The sequence below is a fragment of the Isoptericola dokdonensis DS-3 genome, assembly GCF_001636295.1.
GTDB lineage: Bacteria > Actinomycetota > Actinomycetes > Actinomycetales > Cellulomonadaceae > Isoptericola > Isoptericola dokdonensis.
This window is the reverse complement of record NZ_CP014209.1, coordinates 2,183,063-2,204,150: the sequence shown is the minus strand read 5'-3', so window position 1 is coordinate 2,204,150 and position 21,088 is coordinate 2,183,063. Positions and strand designations below refer to the sequence as shown.

The 21,088-nt window shown below is 75.6% G+C and carries 15 protein-coding genes; 4 read left to right on the top strand and 11 right to left on the bottom strand.

Annotated features, from left to right (window positions below; all coding sequences use genetic code 11):
- Window positions 1–11: 11 nt before the first annotated feature.
- Window positions 12–830 carry a DUF4190 domain-containing protein gene (locus I598_RS10255; RefSeq protein ID WP_068202874.1) on the bottom strand — a complete coding sequence of 273 codons (819 nt, stop codon included), beginning with the start codon at window positions 828–830 and terminating at the stop codon, window positions 12–14.
- 130 nt (window positions 831–960) lie between these two features.
- Between I598_RS10255 and I598_RS10250 the strand changes: the two genes are divergently transcribed.
- The gene (locus tag I598_RS10250; protein ID WP_198155674.1) at window positions 961–1,920 is read left to right on the top strand and encodes a hypothetical protein; all 960 of its coding nucleotides are present in this window, start codon (window positions 961–963) and stop codon (window positions 1,918–1,920) included.
- Window positions 1,921–2,006: 86 nt separating this feature from the next.
- Here I598_RS10250 and I598_RS10245 read toward each other — a convergent pair whose 3' ends face one another.
- Window positions 2,007–6,086 carry a S8 family serine peptidase gene (locus I598_RS10245; protein WP_068202873.1) on the bottom strand — a complete coding sequence of 1,360 codons (4,080 nt, stop codon included), beginning with the start codon at window positions 6,084–6,086 and terminating at the stop codon, window positions 2,007–2,009.
- 301 nt (window positions 6,087–6,387) lie between these two features.
- Here I598_RS10245 and purS point away from each other — a divergent pair, with 301 nt between their 5' ends.
- The 3 genes from purS to I598_RS10230 are packed head-to-tail and all read left to right on the top strand — an operon-like array spanning window position 6,388 to window position 7,933.
- Window positions 6,388–6,660, top strand: a complete 273-nt coding sequence (purS, locus tag I598_RS10240; RefSeq protein WP_068202872.1) for a phosphoribosylformylglycinamidine synthase subunit PurS — start codon at window positions 6,388–6,390, stop codon at window positions 6,658–6,660.
- Entirely contained in the window at window positions 6,660–7,379 is a 720-nt protein-coding gene (gene purQ, locus I598_RS10235; protein WP_068202871.1) for a phosphoribosylformylglycinamidine synthase subunit PurQ, read from the top strand. Before purS ends, purQ begins: the two co-directional genes overlap by 1 nt.
- Window positions 7,376–7,933: a GNAT family N-acetyltransferase gene (locus I598_RS10230; RefSeq protein ID WP_083973162.1), complete on the top strand. Its 558-nt coding sequence runs from the start codon at window positions 7,376–7,378 to the stop codon at window positions 7,931–7,933. Before purQ ends, I598_RS10230 begins: the two co-directional genes overlap by 4 nt.
- Before the next feature lie 6 nt (window positions 7,934–7,939).
- Here the strand turns inward: I598_RS10230 and I598_RS10225 are convergent, their stop codons facing one another.
- The 9 genes from I598_RS10225 to recC form a co-directional block, all read right to left on the bottom strand.
- Window positions 7,940–8,311: a VOC family protein gene (locus I598_RS10225; protein ID WP_068202870.1), complete on the bottom strand. Its 372-nt coding sequence runs from the start codon at window positions 8,309–8,311 to the stop codon at window positions 7,940–7,942.
- Window positions 8,312–8,384: 73 nt separating this feature from the next.
- Window positions 8,385–9,275: an LLM class flavin-dependent oxidoreductase gene (locus I598_RS10220; protein WP_068202869.1), complete on the bottom strand. Its 891-nt coding sequence runs from the start codon at window positions 9,273–9,275 to the stop codon at window positions 8,385–8,387.
- A 32-nt stretch (window positions 9,276–9,307) separates the two neighbouring features.
- Complete coding sequence (locus tag I598_RS10215; RefSeq protein ID WP_068202868.1) at window positions 9,308–10,075, bottom strand: MBL fold metallo-hydrolase; 768 nt, start codon at window positions 10,073–10,075, stop codon at window positions 9,308–9,310.
- A gap of 108 nt (window positions 10,076–10,183) precedes the next feature.
- Entirely contained in the window at window positions 10,184–10,447 is a 264-nt protein-coding gene (locus I598_RS10210; RefSeq protein WP_068202867.1) for a type II toxin-antitoxin system Phd/YefM family antitoxin, read from the bottom strand.
- Between the two features lie 89 nt (window positions 10,448–10,536).
- Entirely contained in the window at window positions 10,537–10,959 is a 423-nt protein-coding gene (locus I598_RS10205; RefSeq protein WP_068202866.1) for a RidA family protein, read from the bottom strand.
- A 53-nt stretch (window positions 10,960–11,012) separates the two neighbouring features.
- On the bottom strand, window positions 11,013–12,056 hold the full coding sequence (locus I598_RS10200; protein ID WP_068202865.1) for an LLM class flavin-dependent oxidoreductase: 1,044 nt from the start codon (window positions 12,054–12,056) through the stop codon (window positions 11,013–11,015).
- Between the two features lie 97 nt (window positions 12,057–12,153).
- Window positions 12,154–14,133, bottom strand: a complete 1,980-nt coding sequence (gene recD, locus I598_RS10195; RefSeq protein ID WP_083973160.1) for an exodeoxyribonuclease V subunit alpha — start codon at window positions 14,131–14,133, stop codon at window positions 12,154–12,156.
- Entirely contained in the window at window positions 14,130–17,705 is a 3,576-nt protein-coding gene (locus tag I598_RS10190) for a UvrD-helicase domain-containing protein (RefSeq protein WP_083973158.1), read from the bottom strand. Before I598_RS10190 ends, recD begins: the two co-directional genes overlap by 4 nt.
- Window positions 17,702–21,082, bottom strand: a complete 3,381-nt coding sequence (recC, locus tag I598_RS10185) for an exodeoxyribonuclease V subunit gamma (RefSeq protein ID WP_068202864.1) — start codon at window positions 21,080–21,082, stop codon at window positions 17,702–17,704. Before recC ends, I598_RS10190 begins: the two co-directional genes overlap by 4 nt.
- Window positions 21,083–21,088 lie beyond the last annotated feature (6 nt).

Genomic DNA, 21,088 nt, shown 5'->3' with positions numbered 1-21,088 from the left:
TCGTGCGCCGGTCAGAGTCCGCTGCCGGCCACGGTCTCCGTCAGCGGGGTGCCGTCCATCATTCCGGCGCCGCAGATGACCTTGCGGTCGCCGAGCGTCCACGACACCTCGGTGGGGTGGAAGTAGACGACGTTCAGCGTGGACTCGGCGTACTCGACGCCGACGTACGAGGCGAACTGCTCCAGGCAGCCTGCCTCGGCCTGCGTGACGACCGCGTCCAGTCCCGGGAAGTCCCCGTCGGCCAGCTCCAGCACGCCGACGACCTCCGAGGAGTGCGGCTCCGCGCAGTCGACGGCCTGCAGCGGGTCGCCGCTGGTGAGGTCCGCCGGTGCCTCGAAGCAGTTGCCGACGACGAGGTTCGTGCCGGTCTGCTCCTCCAGCGCCTCGCTGAGGCCCTCCTGGAGGCTCTCGCCGAAGGCGTCCTGGTTCGTGGCGACGAACATCAGGCCCGCGACGACGAAGCCCCAGACGATGGTCGACAGCACGCCGAGGACGAGGCCGGCGATCGCGAGCCCCTTGCCGCGGCGCTTCCCGCCGGAGGTGCGGACGATGCCCGCGATGCCGAGACCCAGCGGGATCAGGGCCATGCCGAGGACGCCGGTCACGAGCGCGCCGATCGAGACACCGTCCGTCGGCGGCTGCGGCGCTCCGTACGCCGGGGACCCGTAGGGCCCGGGGCCGTCCGCGGGCGCGCCCGAGACGTAGGGCGACGGGCCGGTCGTGGGTGCCGGGGGTCCGGGCAGGTCGGCGGAGGCGGTGGTCGCCGCGTCCGGGCCGGAGGTGCGGGGCTGCTGCGGGGCGTAAGGGTCGCCGGACGGCGGGACGGTCACTGTGGTTCTCCTGACTGGGTGTGTGCGCCGACCGTATCGGGTAAGTCCGACACGGCGACACGTGCCGACCGTCTCGATCACCGGGGTCGTGTCGCGGGCTCCGAAACACAGGGGGCGCATGATGTGCCCCATGACCACTGCACCGCGCGGAGCCTCACCGCTCGACCTCGTGGGGGTCCGGGGCGCCGTCTACCGCACGCTCCTGGCAGCTCCCGGAAGCACGACCGACGACGTCGCGGCCGCCGCCGGGCTACCTGCCGGGGAGGCGCGTGCCACGCTGCGCGCCATGGCGGCCGACGGTCTCGTCGTGCCGGACGGTCCCGCCGCGGGCGACCACGGGGGGGAGCGCTGGCGTGCGGTGCCTCCGCAGGCCGCGCTGGGCGACGGTGTGGAGCGGCTGCGCGCGGACCTGGAGCAGGCGGAGAGCCTGGTCGCCGAGCTCGCGGACCTGGCCCGCGCCGCGGAGCCGCTGGTCGCGGGAGACCTCGTGGAGGTGCTGTCCGGCCGGGAGGCTCAGGCGCGCGCCATCGCGCACATGGAGCAGCGCAGCCGCCGTTCCAGCGACCTGTTCCAGACGGGTGCGAACACGGTGGCGTCCGTCGCGGGCGGCATCACCGACGACCGGGAGCCCTCCCGCATCCCCTACCGCGTCGTCGTCGACTCGGCCTTCCTCGCGGAGCCGGCGGCGGTGCGCGCGCTCGACGAGCGGGTGGCGGTCGGGCACCGGGTCCGGGTCGTCGACCACCCGCTGGTCAAGCTGGCCGTCTCGGACGGCGAGCTGGCGATGGTCCAGGTCGACCCGTCGACGTCGCTCCTGCTCAAGGGCCCGCTCGTGCGGGTCGCGGTCGAGCTCTTCGAGACGACGTGGCGTCGTTCCCGGCCGTACCTGCGCGAGGGCGCGGGCCCGAGCCGGGACGACCGCCAGCTCCTGCACCTGATGATCTCGGGCCTCACCGACGCCGCGATGGCCTCGCAGCTCGCGACCTCGCCCCGCACGGTGCAGCGGCGGATCCGCGCCCTCATGGACTCGGCGGAGGTGAGCACGCGCCTCCAGCTCGGCTGGTACGCGCTGCGCCACGACTGGGTCTGAGGGCGGGACGCCGCCCGACGAGGGCGGGCCTGCCGACCGGCGGTTCGCCGGCCGACAGGCCCGTGGTCCTCGGTGTGGTCAGCCGGTCACATCAGCTTCTCGACCGCCTCGAGCGTCAGCCCGAGGTAGCGGGTGACCGGTGTCGTCACCGTCGGCGCGGTCGGGTTCTGCGCGAGGTAGTTCGTCCGGACCCACGCGAGGTCACGGCGGTCCACCGTGCCCGACGCGTCGACGTCGGCGACGCGCTTCGACGTGCCCTCCGCCTTCCAGATCGCGATCGCGTCCTTGACGTCGATCACGTCGTCGCCGTTCACGTCCCCGGCGGACAGGGCCGGGACCTCCGAGACCACGGCGCCACCGGTCGTCGCGGTACCGACCGCGACCTCGCCGTGCCACGCGAAGTGTCCGGGCACGCTCACGTCGAGGCGGTAGCCCTCCTCGTTCAGGGCCAACGCGCCGAACCCGAAGCGCGACGTGGTGTCCACGGTGCTCTCGCGGACGGTGCCGTCCGGCGCGGTGAGGGTGACCTCGGTGCCGTAGCCGGAGTAGTCGGCCGCCTGGTCGAAGGCGTAGCCCTTGGTGAGGAGCGCCTCGGGGGCGACTCGGCCGTTCACCGACGTCGTCGGGTTGAAGCGCTGGACGTTGCCGTAGAACTGCTGCAGGTTCGTCCGCTGGCCCGCCGAGCCGGTGTACGAGGTGGACCCGGTGAACAGACCGTTCTCCAGCGACCACCCGTCGTCGTCGAGCACCTCGTAGGAGACCTCGAGCAGCGGCAGCTCGTCCGCCGTGACCCCCGTCGGCACGTCGAAGGACGCCGTGAAGGTCGGGTAGCTGCCGCCGGAGTGCTGCACCTCGACCTCCGACGCGCCGTGCGCCACGAGCTCCTCGGTGGGGGTCACCGAGAGGATCTTCGTGGTCCTGCCCGTGTACCGGACCTGGGTCGAGAACGAGGCGAGGTCCTGCACGTCGTGCGCCGTGAGCGTGTACGTCACGACGTCGCCGACCTTCGCCACCGCCGTGTCGGCGGAGCCCACCACGTACGGCAGCCCCTCCTTGATGAAGCTCACCCGGCGCCGCTCTGCCCAGTTGCCGGCGGCGTCGGTGGGCCACATCCACATCGTGGTGACGGGCTGGCCCACCGGGAACGTGACCGAGCCGGTCACCGCTCCGGCGGTGTCCGGGCGGGCGGACATCTCGGGCGCCTGCGGGTTGTAGATCGACCACAGGAGCTGGTTGTCGGCCTGGTCGACGTCGATCCCGGCGGCCTGGACGGCCTCGACCGAGGGGTCGACCAGGGTGCCGTCGAACCGGTACCCGGTCGCCGTCGCCGGACGCTCGACGACCGTCGGGGTCGTCGGGTCCCACGGGCCGAACGCGTCGTCGTAGGTCGGGGCGGTGGTGTCCACGTAGACCGGGGCGGACTGCGTGGACGTCTCGCCGTCCGCGTCCACGCCGACCACCTTGAGGCGGTAGGCGCCCTCCGGGGCGTACACGCTCGCCGGGGCGACCGGGTTCCTCCGGTCGCCGGTGAACGGGAAGTAGGCACCCGTGAACGTGACGACCCCGTAGAGGAGGTCCTCCTGGAGCCCGATCGTGCTCAGCGTGCCCACGTAGCCGAGGTCCTCGCCGTCGGCGTCCGTCAGGAAGACGCGCAGCTCGCGCAGCTCGCCGTCCAGCCGGAACGCGAACTCGGCCTGACCGTTCGACGCGAGACCGTCGCCCGTGCCCTGGTGGGTCGACAGCGTCGGCTTGATCATCACCAGCTCCGACAGGCCGTTCGTGGCCAGACGTGCTCCGACGGGCATCCGCAGCGTCGGCTGCTTCGCGTCCCGCGGGGTCAGGGTGACGTAGCCCTGGTACGAGCCCTCCGCAGCCGTGGCCGGTGCCTTGAGGCGGACCTGGAGCGGCGCGAGGCCGAGACGGCCGACGAGCACCGACGACGGGACGTCGATCTCCACTCCGTTCGCCGCGGCGTCCGGCCCGCCGGCGTCGACGAGCTCGGCTTCGACGTCGTAGCGGGTCAGCAGCGTGGAGTCGTTGTCCAGGGTGACGGTGATCTTCTCGTTCACACGGCGGCCCGAGGCGACGGTGCCGAAGTCGACGGCCCCGGTGTCGTAGCGCAGCGTGGACGTGGTGCCTGCGGCGTCGACCTGCGGGGTCTCCAGCCAGGCGCGGGCGGACACGCCGGCGTGCACGGCGGAGTACGGGTCGACCTGACCGGCACCGGCGGCGAAGACGTCGTCCTCCTGCTCCAGCGGGGCGGCCGTGTTCATGAGGGCGACCTTGACGTCCGCGGGGCTGCGCCGGGGGTCGTCGTCGAGCAGCAGCGCGGCGACGCCCGCGACGTACGGCGCCGCCATCGACGTGCCGGACAGCCGCGCGTAGGCGAGGTCGTAGTCACGACCCTCCAGGTCGACGACGTCGACCGGCACGGACGACAGGATGCTCACGCCGGGCGCGGTGACCTCCGGCTTGATGGTGCCGGACCCGTGGACGGGGCCGCGCGAGCTGAAGGTGGCGACCTGGTCGCCGCCGAGCACGAACTGCCCGGCACCGGAGAGGGTGAGGGTCGCGGCAGGGTCGGCCGCGAGCGCGGCCCGGAGGGCCGCCCCGTCGGCAACTGTCACGGAGAACGCCGGGACGAAGCCCGGGGCCTCGCCGAGGTAGTTCGGGATCCAGCCCTCGTCGGCGTTGCTGTTGACCAGCAGGACGGCGGCGGCGCCCTTGTCGCGCGCCCGCTCCACCTTCTCGTTGAGGGAGATGGAGCCGCGGTCGACCAGCACGACCTTGCCGGTCACGTCCTTGCCGGAGTACCCGGCGGCGTTGCCCAGGCCGACGGCGACCACGGCGAGGTCCGCCGGCACGTCGGTGCCGGTCGGGTCCTGCGCGGACGACGCGAGGAGCCGGACCTCGGCGGACACGCCGCCGAGCGTGGCGGTGCTCCGCGACAGGGTCAGCGGGGTGTCGTTCGCGCCCACGGTGACGGGCAGCGCGGCAGCGGCCGGGGTGCCCAGCGTCCGGGGGCCGGGGCCGTCGTTGCCGGCCGCGACCACGGTGGTGATGCCGGACAGCACGAGGTTGTCCGCGGCGAGGGACTGCGGCGTCAGCGAGTCGTTCGACGGGGCGCCGAGCGACATGTTGACGACGTCGACCTCGTCCTGCAGCGCACCGTCCATGCCCGCGAGCACGTCGCTGGTGTAACCGCCGCCGTACGGGCCGAGCACCCGGTAGGCGCGGATCTTCGCCTCGGGCGCCACACCGTGCGCGGCCCGCTCGTCGTCGACGTCGCCGCGGCCCGCGACGATGCCGGCCACGTGGGTGCCGTGCTCGGTGTAGTAGGTGGAGCCGTTGCTGGTCTCGGACCGACCCGACGCCTTCCAGTCGGCGTAGGTGGTCTCCATCGGGTCGGCGTCGTCGTCCACGAAGTCGTACCCGCCGACGTAGGCGTCCGCCAGGTCGGGGTGGTGGTAGTCGATGCCGGTGTCGATGACGCCCACCGTGATGCCCTTGCCGGTGACGCCCTCGGCGTGCAGCTTCGCCAGACCGGCGGCGATGGCCGCCTGGTCGTCGGTCGGCTCGGCGGACTTCGCGGCACCGAGGGAGCCGGTGGAGGAGGTCGCGTGCACCTCGGCGTCGGGCCACACGGCCGCGACGCCCTCGACCGCGGCGAGCGCCTCGAGGTCGGTGCCCCGCACGGTCAGGCTCGCACCGTTGAACGCCTCGGTGTAGGTCTCGGTGACCACCGGGGCGACGTCCTTCGCGCCCTTCGCCTTCGTCTCGGGCTCGGGGAACTCCTCGGCCAGCGCGGCGTCGAACTCCTCCTGCGACTCGGTGACGGCGGCCGTGGCGTCCTGCGCGGAGAGCTCCGCGCCGTCGGTCGCGGCCAGCAGGCGCGCGGTCTCGGCGGTCGGCTGGGTCAGCGAGACGATGACGTCCACGGGCTTCGCGCTCTCCGTCGCGTCCTCGTCGAAGTCCTGCAGGCCGGTCACCTGCATCTCGTTCATGCGGGTGAGCGCGGCGAGCTGGTCGGCGTCGAGCGACGCGAGGAGGTCCTCGGCGTCGCCGGTCGGGGCGGCGTGGGCAGGGGTCGTGCCGAGCGCGCCGAGCGTGAGGGCGGTGAGGGCCGCGAGCGCGGTGAGGCGCCGTGACCGTCGGGGGTTCGTCATGTGGGGTCTCCGGTTCGGGCGGGGTGCGTCACAGGGTGACACCCCGGTTGCCCTGACGAACACCGGTTGGACGTGGCGAGACCGCGACGTGGCGAAGACTCGCCAACCGAGACGGAGCGCTCGGCACCGTCCGGCGCGATGCCGGGCCGGGCGCGTGGGGCCGGCGAGCCCGCGAGCGCGGGTAGACTGGCGCGCGGAATCCCGCCGTCGTGCTCCCGCCCGCTGCCTCGCGCGTCCTTGCGCCGAACGGCACCGGGATCCCGGAGCGGCGGCACCGTGCAGAGCACCTGAGGAGCCCGTTGTGGGACGCGTCGTCGTCGAGGTCATGCCGAAGCCCGAGATCCTGGACCCCCAGGGCAAGGCCGTCGTCGGGGCGCTGCCGCGTCTCGGCTTCACCCAGTTCACCGGTGCCCGCCAGGGCAAGCGGTTCGAGCTCGAGGTCGACGGCGAGGTGACGCCGGAGGTCCTGCAGGCCGCCCGCGAGGCCGCCGAGACCCTCCTGTCGAACCCGATCATCGAGGACGTCGTGCGCGTCGCCGACGCGTCCGAGGAGTCCGCCGGGGTGTCGGCCTGATGAGCGCGGCCACGCTCGCGTCGGCCCGCATCGGCGTCATCACGTTCCCCGGCACGCTGGACGACCGGGACGCCGCCCGTGCGGTGCGCCTCGCCGGTGGCGAGCCGGTGTCGCTGTTCCACGCGGACGGCGACCTCCAGGGCGTCGACGCCGTCGTGCTGCCCGGCGGGTTCTCCTACGGCGACTACCTGCGCGCCGGGGCGATCTCGCGCTTCGCGCCCGCGATGGACGCCGTCGTGGACGCCGCGAAGGGCGGCATGCCCGTGCTCGGCATCTGCAACGGGTTCCAGATCCTCACCGAGGCGCACCTGCTGCCCGGTTCCATGGTGAAGAACGACCACCTGCACTTCGTGTGCCGCGAGCAGGTGCTGGCCGTCGAGAACGCCGACACGGCGTGGACCAACCAGTACGCCGCGGGTCAGCACATCACGATCCCGCTGAAGAACCAGGACGGCCAGTTCGTCGCCGACGAGCGCACCCTCGACGAGCTCGAGGGCGAGGGCCGCGTCGCGTTCCGCTACGTCGGCGTGAACCCGAACGGGTCGCGCCGCGACATCGCGGGCATCACGAACGCGGCGGGCAACGTCGTGGGCCTCATGCCGCACCCCGAGCACGCCGTCGAGTCGGGCTTCGGCCCCGAGGCGGCCGACGGGTCGCGCACCGGCGTGGACGGGCTGGGGTTCTTCACCTCGGTGCTCGCCTCGCTGATCCGGGCATGACGACGTCCGTGGCCGACCCCGGCCCGGCCGGGGCCGGCGACCTCGCGGTCGCGGTGTCCCCGGGGGCCGGGGTCGACGTCGTCGAGGTGCCGTTCGACCACCCGGACGCCGCCGCCCTGCGCGCCGAGGCGGTCGCCGAGCTCGGCCGTCGCTACGGCGGCGACGCCGACGCGCAGGAGGTCATCGACGCCGGGACGGTCGTCGTGACCCTGGTGGCCCTGGTCGACGGGCGCGCGGTCGCGGGCGGCAGCGTGCGCGACGTGTCGGGCACGGACGACCACCGGGGCCGCGGCACCCTCCACCCCGCCGCCACCGGCGAGCTCAAGCGGGTGTTCGTGCTGCCCGAGCACCGGGGTCGCGGGATCGCGCGACGGCTGACCGTCGAGCTGGAGCGGTCGGTGCGGCAGGTCGGCTTCCGCCGGCTCGTGCTGGAGACCGGCACCGCCCAGCCCGAGGCGATCGGTCTGTACACGGCCCTCGGCTACGAGCCGATCGAGTCGTACGGCCGGTACGCGGGCGAGCCGGACCAGCTCTGCTACGGCAAGCGGCTCTGACCTGGCTCAGGTGCGGGACGGGAGCTGCTGCAGCGTCCAGCTGTTGCCGTCCGGGTCGGCGAACGTGACGAACCGTCCCCAGGCCTGCTCGTCCACGCCGTCGGCGTCGACGCCCAGGTCCCGCAGGTGCGCCAGCGCCTCGTCCGCGTCCGGCACGACCACCTGGATGGTGTCCTGCTGCCCGGGCGCCAGCGTGAGCCCGAGGCCGGTGCCGAACGCGATGGAGCAGGCTGAGCCGGGCGGCGTCATCTGCACGAACCGCAGGTCGTCGGAGACCCGTTGGTCGTGGTCGGGGTGGAACCCGATCCGTTCGTAGAACTCCTTGGCACGGTCCACGTCGGTGACGGGCACGAAGATCAGCTCGATCTTCCAGTCCATGGCGGTCTCCTTCGACGTTCCCTCGACGGCGGTGGGACTCCCTCACGCTAGACCGGGCCACCGACAGCGGTGGTCAGGCCAGCAGCGGCCGGACCTGCGCCCCCAGGAACGTCGCGAAGGCCGCCAGGTCGGGCTCGTCCGCCGTCGGCTGCACGGCGACGGCGGTCGCCCCGGCGTCGGCGAGGTCCCGGACGGCGGCGGCGATCGTCGCGGCGTCGCCCGCCGCTCCCACGCCCTGGCCGGGCGCCGAACCCCAGGTGGGCAGCTCCGCGTCCAGGCGTTTCTGGGCCCGCGGACCGGTGGTCGCGATGAGCGTGGCGTGCACGTCGGTGAGGGTGCGCCCGGCCCGCGCCGCGGCGTCCTGCGCGGTGCCGGCGGCGGCCCGCACGTCGTCCGGGGTGAGCGCGTTCGCGAGGATGAGGGCGTCGCCGACCTCGCCCGCCAGCACGAGGGTGCGCGGGCCGACGCCGCCCACCCACAAGGGCACCGGCGTCGTCGGGGGCCAGTCGAGCCGAACGGCGTCGAGCGAGACGTAGCGGCCCGACGTCGTCACCTCCTCTCCGGAGAGCAGGGCGCGCAGGGCGACCGTGTGCTCGCGCAGCAGCGTCAGCGGGGAGTCGACCCGCACGCCCGCCTGCGCCATCCACGACTGGACGCCGTGCCCGACCGCGGGCACGAACCTGCCCGGGAACAGCCGGGCGAGGGTCGCGATCTCCATCGCCGTGATCGCGGTGCTACGCAGCGGAACGGGCATCAGCCCCAGCCCCACGCGGATGCGCTCCGTCCAGCCCAGGGCTGCCGCCGCCGCGGCCAGGCCGCTCTGCTTGAAGCAGTCCTCCCAGACCCACAGGTCGTCCAGTCCCGACGCCTCCGCGGCGACGGCCAGGTCGCGGAGCGTCTCCGGCGGGTGGGTGGGGACGGAGGCGATGCCCAGGCGGACGGGGGTGCGAGCGTCGTCGGTCATGGGGCCACCGTGCCACAGCCTCCCGACACCGGTCAGCGGCGGAGGTAGGCGAGCTGGGCGGCGACCGACTGGCGTGCCGCCCGCACCACCGACGGGTCGACGTCGGCGTACACGTGGGCGGTGACGGTGTCGACGTCCGCGTCGCGGCCCAGCACGTCGAGCGCCGAGCGCACCTGCGCCAGCCGCACGAGCCGGTGCTCCCGGTAGGCGCGCACCGCCGTGCCCAGGTCCTCGACCTCGGGGCCGTGCGCCGGGACGGCGAGGCGGCCGTCGCCGACGGCCTCCAGCACGTCCAGGCTCGCCAGGTAGTCCGCCAGCGACCCGTCCGGCTCCGCGAGCACCGTGGTGCCCCGCCCGAGGACCGTGTCCCCGGTGAGCACCACCGGGTCCTCGCCCGGCGCCGTCACGACGAACGACACCGAGTCCGCCGTGTGCCCCGGCGTCGCCAGCACGTCGATGCGCAACCCCGCCGCGGCGATCGTCTCGCCACCGGCCAGGGGGTCGCCGCCGTGGCAGTGCGCCGGGTCCGCCGCCCGCACCGGAGCCCCCGTACGGTCCCGCAGGCCCGGTGACCCCGCCGTGTGGTCGGCGTGCCGGTGCGTCACCAGCACCAGCGCGACCCGGCCGGCGTCCGCCAGCGCGTCCAGGTGCGCCGCGTCGTCCGGACCGGGGTCCACCACCACGCACGACGCCGCCCCCGGCGCCCGCAGGACCACCGAGCGTGTGCCGTCCAACGTCATCGGACCAGGGTTGCCCGCCCGCAGGACGGACACCGACGGGGTGAGGCGGCGCAGGGTCATGCGGTCATCGTGGCACGACGACACGTCCACCTCAGGTGACGAGCCGGATCGGCCCCTGGTACCGGGCGACCGTGCTGTCGGTCGTGAGCAGCGTGTCCAGGAGGTAACTCACGAGCGGTCGGCGTCGGGCGACATCGTCCCGCCGAACAGAGCGAGGATCTCGTCCCGCGCGAAACCGTCGAAGTCGTCCGGCATCGTGAACCGGCCGGCGAGCGGACCGAGCGGACGGGGCGGTCGAGGGACGTCGGCCACCGCGCTCAACCGGGCGACAGGTCGACCCGCGCGGGCGATGACGACCTCCTCGCCGGCCTCGACGTCCGCGAGGAGGCGGGAGAGGTGGGTCTTGGCCTCGTGCACGTTGACGGTTCGCATGCCGCTCCCTGGTTCGACCGGACCAGGTCGAAGTTAGTCCAGGGCGGACGGGCAGGCAACGGTGGGCCCCGGCGGGCGTGGCCGGGGAGTCAGTGGCGCGTGGACGGTTCCTCCGGCAGCGCCGCGACGGCCTCCACCTCGACGAGCTGGTCCGGGTACCCCAGGACGGTCACGCCCAGCAGGGTGCTCGGCACGTCGTGCTCGCCGAACGCGTCCCGGACCACCCGCCACACCGCCACCAGGTCGGCGCGGTCCGCCGACGCCACCAGCACCCGGGTGTACGCGACGTCCGTGAGCGTCGCCCCCACGTCCGCCAGCGCCTGCACCAGGTTCGCCACCACCTGACGTGCCTGGGCGGCGGGGTCGCCGGGCGCGACCGTCCGGCCCTCCACGTCGAGCGGGCACGCCCCCGCCAGGTGCACCAGCCGGGTGCCCGCGGGCACCACGGACGTGTACGCGTAGTCGACGTCGGGGGTCAGGGTCGAGGAGCGCACCAGGCGCACGGCGGACATGAGGGCATCGTCGCCGCCGCACGGTCGCACCGCACGCGAATATCCGCGGCTCGTCAGGACGCCAGCAGCTCCAGGGTCTGGACGCGCCCGGGGGTCGAGTCCAGCGGTTCCCCGGCGTAGGTGCCCGCGACGGGCACGACCATGACCTCGTCGACGCCGTGCCGGGCGGCGAGGCTCGCGATCTCGGCGCGGGCGGTCTCCGGATCGGCGACGAGCCAGCGGGCGCGCATGTCCTGCACCATCTGCTGGCCGAGGCCGTCCAGAGGGTCGGCGAGCGCCTCCTCGACCGTCTCCGAGCGGCCCATCGGGCGGCCGGTGCGCAGACGGGCCATGGCGCGCAGCTGCGGCATGGCGCGCTCCTCCGCTTCGGCGAGCGTCGGCGCGACGACGGCGTTCACCGTGAGGAACGTGCGGGGCTCCGGGTGCGCCTCGCTCGGGGTGTACCCGTCGCGGTACAGGGCGAGCACCTGGTCGATCCCCGCGCCGGAGAAGTGGTTGGCGAACACGTACGGCAGGCCCAGCTCCGCGGCGAGGCGGGCGGAGTAGTCGCTGGAACCCAGGAGCCACACCGTGGGCGTCGCCTCGGCGGCGGGGGTCGCGTGCACGTCGTAGACCTGCCCGTCCGTGAGGCGCAGGCGGGCGCCGTCGGGGTGCATGAGCGCGAGGATGTTCTGCACGTGCTCGGGGAACCGGTCGACGTCCGACGTCGGGCCGGACGAGCGCAGCAGCGCGGTGACGACCGGGTCGGAGCCGGGTGCCCGCCCGATACCGAGGTCCACCCGCCCCGGGGCCAGCGCCTCCAGCGCCGCGAACTGCTCCGCCACGACCAGCGGTGCGTGGTTCGGCAGCATGACGCCGCCCGAACCCACCCGGATGCGCGACGTCCGCGCCAGGGCCGCGGCGATCATCACCGGCGGCGTCGACGCCGCCACGGCCGCCATGTTGTGGTGCTCGGCGAACCAGTAGCGCTCGTAGCCGAGCGCGTCGGCACGGTCCACCAGCGCCATGGACGCGGCGAGCGCCTGGGCGCTGGACTGCCCGGTGCGCACCGGCACCAGGTCGAGGACGGACAGGCGGGGAGCGGTCGTGGAGTTCATCGCCTGGGTCAACCGGCGGGGGCGGAGCGGCATTCCGCACGCGGGTGTGTCGCCGACCATGCCGCCGCGACGGCCGACCATGCGACGGGAGGGAGGGTCAGCCGGGGAGCGGGTCGCGCAGGCCGCTCGCGCGGCGGACGGGGCGGGCGACGGCGGCGCGCACGGCGTCGGCGGTACCGAGCACCCGGACGTGCTCGCTCGCGCGGGTCACAGCCGTGTAGAGCAGCTCGCGGGTGAGCAGCGGCGACGTCGGCGGCGGCAGGATCAACGACACGCGGCGGAACTGGCTGCCCTGGGCGCGGTGCACCGTCATGGCGTGCACCGTCTCGACCGGCGGCAGGCGGTGGGTGCGGACCCGGACGGGGTCGCGCGGGTCGCCGAACGCCGCGACCACGCCGTCTCCGTCCGCCACCACGACGCCGGTGTCCCCGTTGTAGAGACCGACCTCCGCGTCGTTGCTGGTGACGAGCAGCGGACGTCCCACGACCCACGGCCCGTCCGCGCCGGCACGTTCGGTCCGGGTGGCGTCCTCGACCCACGCCTCGACCTGCGCGGCCCAGCGGGCGACACCGACCGGTCCGCGCCGGTGCGCGACCATCACCCGGTGCCGCGTCAGGGCGTCGAGCGCTCCGCGCGGGTCGCCGTCCCGCGCCGCGGCGACGAGCAGACGGCCCGCCTGCACGGCGTCGGCCTGCACGCCGCGGACGTCGTCCTCCGTCAGCCGGTCGGTGTCCGTCTCGACCAGCTCCACGCCTCCCGTCCCGGCGCGCAGCACCGAGAGCACCGTGTCCGCGTCACCGGCCCGGATCGCGCTCGCGAGCGGCAGGATCGCGGAGTCCTCGTCCTGCCGGTGCACCGTCACCAGGCCGACGACGCCGTTGCGCAGCCGGTCGGGCTCGTCGCCCGTGAGGGGCACGCGGTCGTCGGGGCCGGTGATCGTCCGGACCGCCTCGACGGGCGGAGCGCCGTCGATCGACGGTCGCTGCACGAGGTCGCCGAGCACGGCACCCGCCTCGACGGACGCGAGCTGGTCCGGGTCGCCGACGAGCACGAGCCGCGCGTCCGGCCGCAGGGCCTCCAGCAGTCGCGCCATGAGCGACAGCGGCACCATCGACGTCTCGTCCACCACGACGACGTCGTGCGGCAGGTGGTGCCCGGCGTGGTGCCGGAACCGTGTGGCGCTGCGGTACCCGAGCAGCCGGTGCACCGTCGTCGCGACCGGCTCCCCGGTGCGTCCCTGGTCCTGCGGCGCGAGCGTGGCGACGACGTCCCGCACCGCCTCCTGGAGCCGCGCCGCCGCCTTGCCGGTCGGGGCGGCGAGAGCCACGCGCAACGGCCGCCCGCCGTCCGGGCCGCCCGAGCCCGCGGCGGCGCCGCTCGCGTCGGCGACGTCGTGCACGACGGCGAGCAGCCGCGCCACCGTCGTCGTCTTGCCCGTGCCCGGGCCTCCGGTGAGCACGGTGATGCGCCGCCGGGCCGCGTGCTCGGCGGCGAGGCGCTGCCGGGTGTCGCCGTCGTCGGGGAAGAGTCGTGCGAGGGCGTTCGCGAGCCGGTCGGCGGGCACCACGAACGGTTCCGCGGTGACCCGGGCGTCGACGAGGTGGCGCACGGCGAGCTCGTCGCGCCAGTACCGGTCGAGGTAGAGCCGTCCGCCGACCCAGCGCACCGGCAGGTCCGTCGGCCCGCCCGCGCCGACCACCACCATCGGGCTCGCCTCGATCGCCGCGATCCAGGCGTCGTGCTCGGGCCACGGCGACACCGCGGTCTCCGCCGCGTCGGTCTGGGCCACGAGGGCGGCGGTGCCGTCGTCCTCGGGGCGGGCGAGCGTCGCGAGCTCGGTCGGGTCGTCGAGGCGCACGCACACCGACCCGCCGCGGAGCGCGCGCACGGCCAGCGCGACGGCGAGCAGCACCCGTTCGTCGGACTCGCCCGTGAGGCGGCCCAGCCGGGTCGCGACGTGCACGTCCGTGGACGCGACGATCCCCGCCGCGTTGAGCTCGCCGAGCATGCCGGTGGACCCGACGGCGAGCCGGACCTCGCCGTCCACGGTGGCGGTCCCAGCGGTGTCGACGGTCATGCGGCCTCCTCGGCGCTCAGGGTGCCCCGGTCGAGCAGGTCGGACAGCGCGGGCACCAGCCCCGACGGCGGCACCCACGCGACGACGCCGTGCGGTGCGCCGTCCGCCCCCGCGGGCGTCGCGGGCCCGCACATGCCGCGCACGAACAGGTAGAGGCCGCCGCCGAGGTGGACGTCCGGGTCGTAGCCGGGCAGCCGCCACCGCAGGTAGCGGTGCAGCCCCACCAGGTACAGGACGAGCTGGAGCGGGTAGTGGGCGTGCAGCATCGCGTCGACGGTGGCCGACGGGCGGTAGTCGTGCGCCGTCAGCGGGGTGTCCGGGACGCCGAGCCGGTTCGTCTTGTAGTCCACGACGAGGAACCGGGGCACGCCGTCCGCCCCGATGACCCTTAGGACGGCGTCGATCGACCCGGTGAGGTAGCCGCGCAGCACCGCGGGGTGCGGGTCCGCGGCCGCGAGCTCGGCGAGCATCGCCGGATACGCGGTGAACGGGTCGTCGTCGGCCAGGTGCCGGCCCAGCAGCGCGGCGACGTCGGCCAGCGTCGCGCCGCCCGTCCCCGCCCGCCCGGCCGGGGCGACAGGTCCGCCGCGTGCCGTGCTCCCGCCGCCCCCGGCGAGCCCGTCACCCCCGGCGAGCGGCAGCTCGAACTCGAGCTCGGCGAGGCGGTCGCGCGGGAGGACGTCGGCCAGGGTGGCCCCGCCGGCGAGCGGGCCCAGCGGGGTGCGCGCCACGACGGCGAGCGCCGCCGCGAGCCGGGCGGGGTCGGCGCCGGGCAGGCGCGACGACGCCGCAGCCCGCGTGCAGTGCGCCAGCAGCTCGGCGTCCAGGTCGGCCGCGGCGGTGTCCACGTACTCCAGGACCTCGTGCACGAGCGTGCCGAACGCGGCCCCGGCAGGCAGGTCCGACATCGGCGACGGCAGGTCCGCCCCGGGCCCGGACCTCGCGGCGTCCGCCGCCCCCACGGGCAGCGCGTCGGCCGCCTGCTCGGCAGGTTCGTCCTCGACGACCGTGTCCTCCGGCTCCGACGTGACACCCGGCGCCCCGGCAGCCGGTGCCGCGCCGAACCCGGCCCCGGCCGGGCCGTGGTGCGCGCCGGCCGTGAGCGCCGTGTACGACGCCCGCCGCCACGACGCGTCCGGCAGCCGGTCCAGTGCCGACACCCCGAGCGCCGGCAGGTCCTGGGCGGGCGGCTGCCAGCGGTCCGTCGACACCGCGTCGGGCACCTCCTCGACCACGACGGTGCCCCCGGACCGGGCGGCGACGGCGTCCAGCGCGGCCCGGGCGTCCTCGTCGCGCATCTGGCGCGGGGTGGCGTGCTTCTCCGGCTCGCCGCCGAGCAGCCGGTCCGCGAGGAGCACCCGCGTCAGCGCCCCCTTCGCGGAGTTCGCCTTCGACGGCGCCCAGTGCGCCACCACCTGGTGGCGGGCCCGCGTGAGCGCGACGTAGAGCAGACGGAGGTCCTCCCCGGCCTCCTCGGCGCGGCTGCGGTCGAGGGCCGCGTCGTAGCCGGGGGAGGCGGGCCCGCCGACGTGCAGGGTGCGCAGCCCGTGGTCGTCGTGGAACCGCAGCACGTCGGGCGTCGACGGCTCCCAGCGGTCCCACGCGTACGGCACGTACACGACGCCGAACTCGAGGCCCTTGCTGGCGTGCACCGTGACGACCTGCACGGCGGCGGCGTCCGTCTCGAGTCGGCGGCTGCGCTCCTCGTCGAAGTCGACCTTGGCCTCGGCGATGCGGCGCCGCAGCCAGGCGGTGAGCGACTGGGCGCCGAGCCCCTCCGCGAGCGCGGCGGCGTGCAGCACCTCGCCGACGTGCCGCAGGTCGGTCAGCTGCCGCTCGCCGGTCGTCAGGCGCAGCAGCCGCTCCGCCAGGCCCTCGCGGGTGACGGCCTCGTGCAGCGCCGCGACCCCGCGCGTCGTCAGGAGCCGCGACCACCGGCGGACGGTGTCGGACAGCTCGTCGTGCGCAGCGTCCCCGGCGCCCGCGAGGCGGGCGGCGTCCCAGCCGACGAACGGGGTGAGCGCGAGCGCGGCGGCGCGACCGTGCGCGCCCGGCTGCTCCAGGGCGTCCAGCAGGGTCAGCCAGTCCCGGGCGGCCGGCGTGGCGAACACGCTCGACAGCCCCGACACGACGGCGGGCACACCGCGGTCCGTCAGCGCGAGCCGCACCAGCTCCGCCTGCACGTTCGTGCGGGTCAGCACCGCGACGTCCCGGGGTTCCAGCGCGCGCCGCGCCCCGTCGTCGTCGATCAGGTCACGCCCCAGCCGTGTCACGACGTCCGCCGCGACGTCCTGGGCGACGTGCGTGCGCGGTGTCCCGACCGCCGGGACCGACCCGGCCTTGAGCCCGAGCGACCGGCTGGCCACGTGCCGCAGCCGCAGCGGTGCCCCGCCCTCGAACCGTGCCCCGTGGGCCGCCTCGACCGCCCGCACGACGATCCGCGGGTCGCCCAGCGCGACGTCGCCGAGCACCGTGTGCAGCGCCTGGAGCAGCGGCCGGTCGCTGCGGTACGACGTGCCGAGGGTCGCCACCGCCGTCGCGTCGGCCTGCGCGTCGAGGTACGCGACGACGTCGGCGCCGCGGAACGCGTAGATGGCCTGCTTCGGGTCGCCGATGAGCACGAGCGTGCGGTGCCCGTGGAACGCGGTCCGCAGGATCTCCCACTGGACCGGGTCGGTGTCCTGGAACTCGTCCACCATGACGACGCGGTACCGGGAGCGCACGCGCTCGGCGGCCGTCGGGCCGTGCACCGGGTCCGCCAGGGTGTCGCGCAGCAGCACGAGCAGGTCGTCGTAGTCCATGAGGTGCTGCGCGCGCTTGCGGCGCAGCGTCTCGGTGCGGGTGTCGAGCGCGACGCGGTGCCGCAGCGTGCCACCCGACGTCGGCTCGCCTCCACCCGGCTCGGCCGGCACGAGCCGGGCCTGGTGGTCGCTCACCGCCGCCCGTCCGACGTCGCCCGCCAGCGAGGGCGTGAGCGCCGGACGCGCCTCGTCGGCGAAGCGGCGCACGTAGAGGTCGTCGGAGACCTCGCGCACGAGGTCCGCGACGTCGGGCAGGAACGTCGCCGCCGGGTCGACGTCGGCCGCGATGCCGAGCGCCACCAGCATCTGCTGGCAGAACCCGTGCGTCGTCGTGATCGTCGCCGCGTCGAGCTGGGACAGCGCCACGGCGAGGCGCTGGCGGCGCCGGGCGAGCTCGTCCGGGTCGACGTCGGCGAGCAGCGCCACCAGGGGGTCGGGGTCGGACGCCGGGTCGTCGGCGCGCAGGGCACGCTCGGTCCGGACCAGGCGCTCGCGCACCCGGTCGCGCAGCTCCGAGGTGGCGGCACGCCCGAACGTCACCAGCATGAGGTCGCGCAGCTCCGCGGCCCCCTCGGCCACGTACCGCGTCGCGAGCGCCGCGATGGTGAACGTCTTGCCCGTCCCGGCGCTGGCCTCCAGCACGGTGGTGCCCTGAGGGAGGGGGCCGTGCACGTCGAAGACCGGGCGCTCCGCCCCGAAGGACGGTGCGCCGCGGTGTGCCCCGGCGGTGGGTTCGTCCGGCGTCCCCGGTGCGTCGGCGTCGAACGTCATGACGTCCCCTTCTCCTCGCGCTCCAGCAGCGGGTCCCACACGCGACGCGCGAGCGCCCCGAAGCGGGTGGTCTCGCCGGGCAGGTCGCGGCGGTCGTCGTCGGTGGGTGTCCCGGCGAACGCGTCTAGGGCGGCACCCGGGCCCCAGCAGAGCACGTGGAACGGGTCCTGCTTCTCGAACCCGCCACCCCACGTGTAGGCGGCCTCGCGCAGCGCGGCCACGACGTCGACGGAGCCCCGGTCACGGGTGACCGCGTAGGCGTGCGCCGCCTCCGGCGGCAGGGGGAGCGGCCCGCGGGCGGCCTCGGCGCGCAGCCGCACGAGGTCGTCGAGCAGCCGCACCGCCTCGGCGTGGTCCGGGGCGGGGATGCGGCTCCACGCGGCCCGCGGGGCCGACACCGGCGCCCGGCCGACCGTGCCCGTCTCCCATGCCGTGCCCGGGTGCGCGGCGGCCAGCGCGAGCACCTGCACCCAGGAACGCAGCCGGTGCTTCGGCGCGAGCTTCGAGTACTCGGCGCGCACCACCCGCTCGCCGTGCACGCCGGGCACGGTCCCGACCACCGTGGCGCCGGACGGCAGCGTCACCGAGAGGTCCACCGCGCGCGGCTCGCCCGTGGACATCGCGTTCGAGGCCGTGGCGTGCACCGGCTGCACCCGCTCCATCACGTTCGACAGGGCAGCGTGGCCGAGACGTCGCGGCGGGAGCTGGCCGCGCCGCCACTCCGCCTGGAACACCTGCTGCGGGTCGGCACCCGCCAGGGTGGCGGTGAGGATCCGGTCGCCGGCGCCCCACCCGACGAGCGGGTCGGCCGCGAGGGGGAGCCGGTCGTCCACCTCGTCGGCGTCCTGCGTCAGCCGGACGCCCAGGCTCTTCGTGACGAACCAGCGCGCGGGGTGCTCCAGGACGGCCACGAGGTCGTCGAGGTCGACCTCGTCCCCGCCCGGCGGCGCCACGGGCAGCGGCTCGGTGACGAGCAGGCCCGGCGTCGCCCGGTCGGCGCGGCCGGCCACCGCGCCCGCGAGCGCGGCGGGGTCGTGGCTGAACGGCCCGCGCGTGCCCAGTGCGCCGGGCACGAAGTTCGGCTCGCCCACGGCCTGCAGGGGGTGCCGCACCACGACCTGCTCGCGCGCCGCCCCGCCGTCCGCGGTGACGGCGAGCCGGTCGAGGGCGTCGAGCAGCTCCGCCACCGGGACGGCGGGCGGCCGGGCCGCGCCCGTGCGCTCGTCCGCGCCCGTGTGCAGCACGACGAGGTGCTCGGTGGCGGCGCCCAGGGCGTCGAGGAAGATCTGGCGGTCCTCGGTGCGGCGGTCCCGCTCGCCGACGCACGCGTCGCGGGCGAGCAGGTCGTCGCCGTCGGGGGAGGCGGAGCGCGGGAACACCGCGTCGTCCATGCCGAGCAGGCACACCACCCGGTGCGGGACCGCCCGCATCGGTTCCAGCGAGCACACCGTGAGCGCGCCCGTGCGGAACCCCGAGCGGGTGGGCCGGCCCGCGAGCCGGTCGGCGAGCACCGCGCGGACGTCCTCCAGCGCGAGCCGCGACCCCGCGTGGGTCTCGCCGGCCGTGCGCACGCCGACGAGCACCCGCCGCGCCTGTACCGTCTGCCACGCGTCGTCCGGGGCCGGGTCGGTCAGCAGCGTCACCGCACGGTCCAGGGTGTCCAGCCAGTCGCCGAGCGGGCGTACCCCGGCCAGCTCCGCCAGGAGCTCCGAGAGCCGCGCGACGAGCTCGGCGAACCGCCCCGCCGTCTCGACGTCCGTCGACCCGACGTCGTCCAGCGGCAGCGCCGGCCCGACGAACCGCGCGTCCTCCTCCGCCATCGCCACGCCCAGCAGCACGCGGTCCAGCGCCGCGTCCCACGTGCCCTGCCGCACGCGCGGGTCGATGCCGAACCGCTCGCGCCGCGTGCCGTCCTCGCCCCAGCGCACGCCCACCTCGACGGCCCAGCCGCGCCAGCGGTCGAGGTCGTCGTCGGTGAGCCGGAACCGTCGCCGCACCGGCGGAGAGGCCGCGAGGTCCAGCACCTCGGACGCCGTCACCCGGCCGTCGGCCAGGCGCAGCAGCGTCGACAGCACACCGAGGACCGGGTTGGTCGCGCCCGCCCCGCGGTCCGCGAGGCTCACCCGCAGGCGCTGGCCCGGGTGCACCGCGACCGCGGTGTCGGGCACCGCGCCGAACGTGGCGGTGATCAGCGGCGCGAACGCCTCGACGTCCGGGCACAGCACGACGACGTCACGCGGCTCCAGCGTCGGGTCGGCGGCGAAGAGACCCACCAGCGCCTCCCGCAGCACCTCCACCTGCCGCGACCGGCCGTGACAGGCATGGACCTGCACGCTGCGGTCGCGCGGGTCGAGCACCGCACGGTCGGCCGCGTCCGGGGTGTCGGTGCGCAACGACGTCTGCAGCGCGCCCAGCAGCGTGGCCGGGGGAGCGGGGGCCGGGTGGTGCGTCTCGACGACGTCGGCCTCGTCGGCGTCGAACGCGCCGGTCAGGCGCAGCTGCATCTCCACGGAGTCCCGGGCGGTCGACGTGAGCAGCGGGTGGAGGGCGACGGCCGGGAGGCCGGACCGTCGCGCGTCCCCCGGCCGCGCCGGGAGCGCGGAGACCTCGTTCCACAGCGCGGGCGACGGGTGCGGGAGCCACAGATGGACGTCGCGGTGCCGGGCCAGCGCCCGCAGCACCCGCAGCTCGTCCTGGGGCAGCCGGGTCGGGCCGAACACCGACAGCCGCGCCGGCAGGTCGACGACGCCGGGGTCGCGCTCCAGCACGGCGACGGCGTCCGTGATCACCTCCGCCGGGCTCGGCGCGGCCAGCAGGTCGCGGACCCGCCGCCACAGCTCCGGCTGCCACGCCAGGTCCGGGGGCACCGGAGCGCCCGCGCCGTCCGTCAGGTCCCCGTCCCGCCACGCCACCGGCAGCGACGGCCGCTGCCGGGAGTAGGCGGTGAACAGGTCGGCCGCGCGCTGGGCCAGCGCGAGCCGCCGCGACCGCCGCACCACGTCGTCCGGCCCACCCACGTACCGCGCCAGCGGCGCAGCCCACGGCTCGTCCAGGGAGGCGTCGACCACCTGCAGCACCGGCCACACCAGGCGCTCGCGGCGCCACGGGTCGTCGTCCGGCTCGACGCCCGTCACCGCGGCGACGGCCGACGCGACCAGCCGCGTGGGCGACCCGAAGTCGACGTTCGCGCACACCCCGGCCCCCGTGCCGCCGTCGCCCAGGAGGTGCGACAGCCGCTGCGCCAGCCACCGCTCCACGCCGCGCGTCGGCACCGCCACGACGTCCGGCGTGAACGGGTCGTCCGGCGGGGTCGCCAGCACCCCGGCCAGGGGCGCGACCAGCGCGTCGGCGCGCTCGGACCGGTGGATGTGCAGCACGTGGAC

What these genes read in the sequence shown, in the direction of transcription:
- I598_RS10205 (WP_068202866.1), bottom strand. Translation starts at nt 10,959, where the DNA reads ATGTCCGCCGTGCGCCTGGTGCGCTCCTCGACCCTGACCCCCGACGTC.
- I598_RS10220 (WP_068202869.1), bottom strand. Translation starts at nt 9,275, where the DNA reads ATGACCGACGACGCTCGCACCCCCGTCCGCCTGGGCATCGCCTCCGTC.
- I598_RS10200 (WP_068202865.1), bottom strand. Translation starts at nt 12,056, where the DNA reads ATGAACTCCACGACCGCTCCCCGCCTGTCCGTCCTCGACCTGGTGCCG.
- I598_RS10245 (WP_068202873.1), bottom strand. Translation starts at nt 6,086, where the DNA reads ATGACGAACCCCCGACGGTCACGGCGCCTCACCGCGCTCGCGGCCCTC.
- recD (WP_083973160.1), bottom strand. Translation starts at nt 14,133, where the DNA reads ATGACCGTCGACACCGCTGGGACCGCCACCGTGGACGGCGAGGTCCGG.
- purQ (WP_068202871.1), top strand. Translation starts at nt 6,660, where the DNA reads ATGAGCGCGGCCACGCTCGCGTCGGCCCGCATCGGCGTCATCACGTTC.
- I598_RS10210 (WP_068202867.1), bottom strand. Translation starts at nt 10,447, where the DNA reads ATGCGAACCGTCAACGTGCACGAGGCCAAGACCCACCTCTCCCGCCTC.
- I598_RS10225 (WP_068202870.1), bottom strand. Translation starts at nt 8,311, where the DNA reads ATGGACTGGAAGATCGAGCTGATCTTCGTGCCCGTCACCGACGTGGAC.
- I598_RS10250 (WP_198155674.1), top strand. Translation starts at nt 961, where the DNA reads ATGACCACTGCACCGCGCGGAGCCTCACCGCTCGACCTCGTGGGGGTC.
- I598_RS10190 (WP_083973158.1), bottom strand. Translation starts at nt 17,705, where the DNA reads ATGACGTTCGACGCCGACGCACCGGGGACGCCGGACGAACCCACCGCC.
- I598_RS10215 (WP_068202868.1), bottom strand. Translation starts at nt 10,075, where the DNA reads ATGACCCTGCGCCGCCTCACCCCGTCGGTGTCCGTCCTGCGGGCGGGC.
- I598_RS10230 (WP_083973162.1), top strand. Translation starts at nt 7,376, where the DNA reads ATGACGACGTCCGTGGCCGACCCCGGCCCGGCCGGGGCCGGCGACCTC.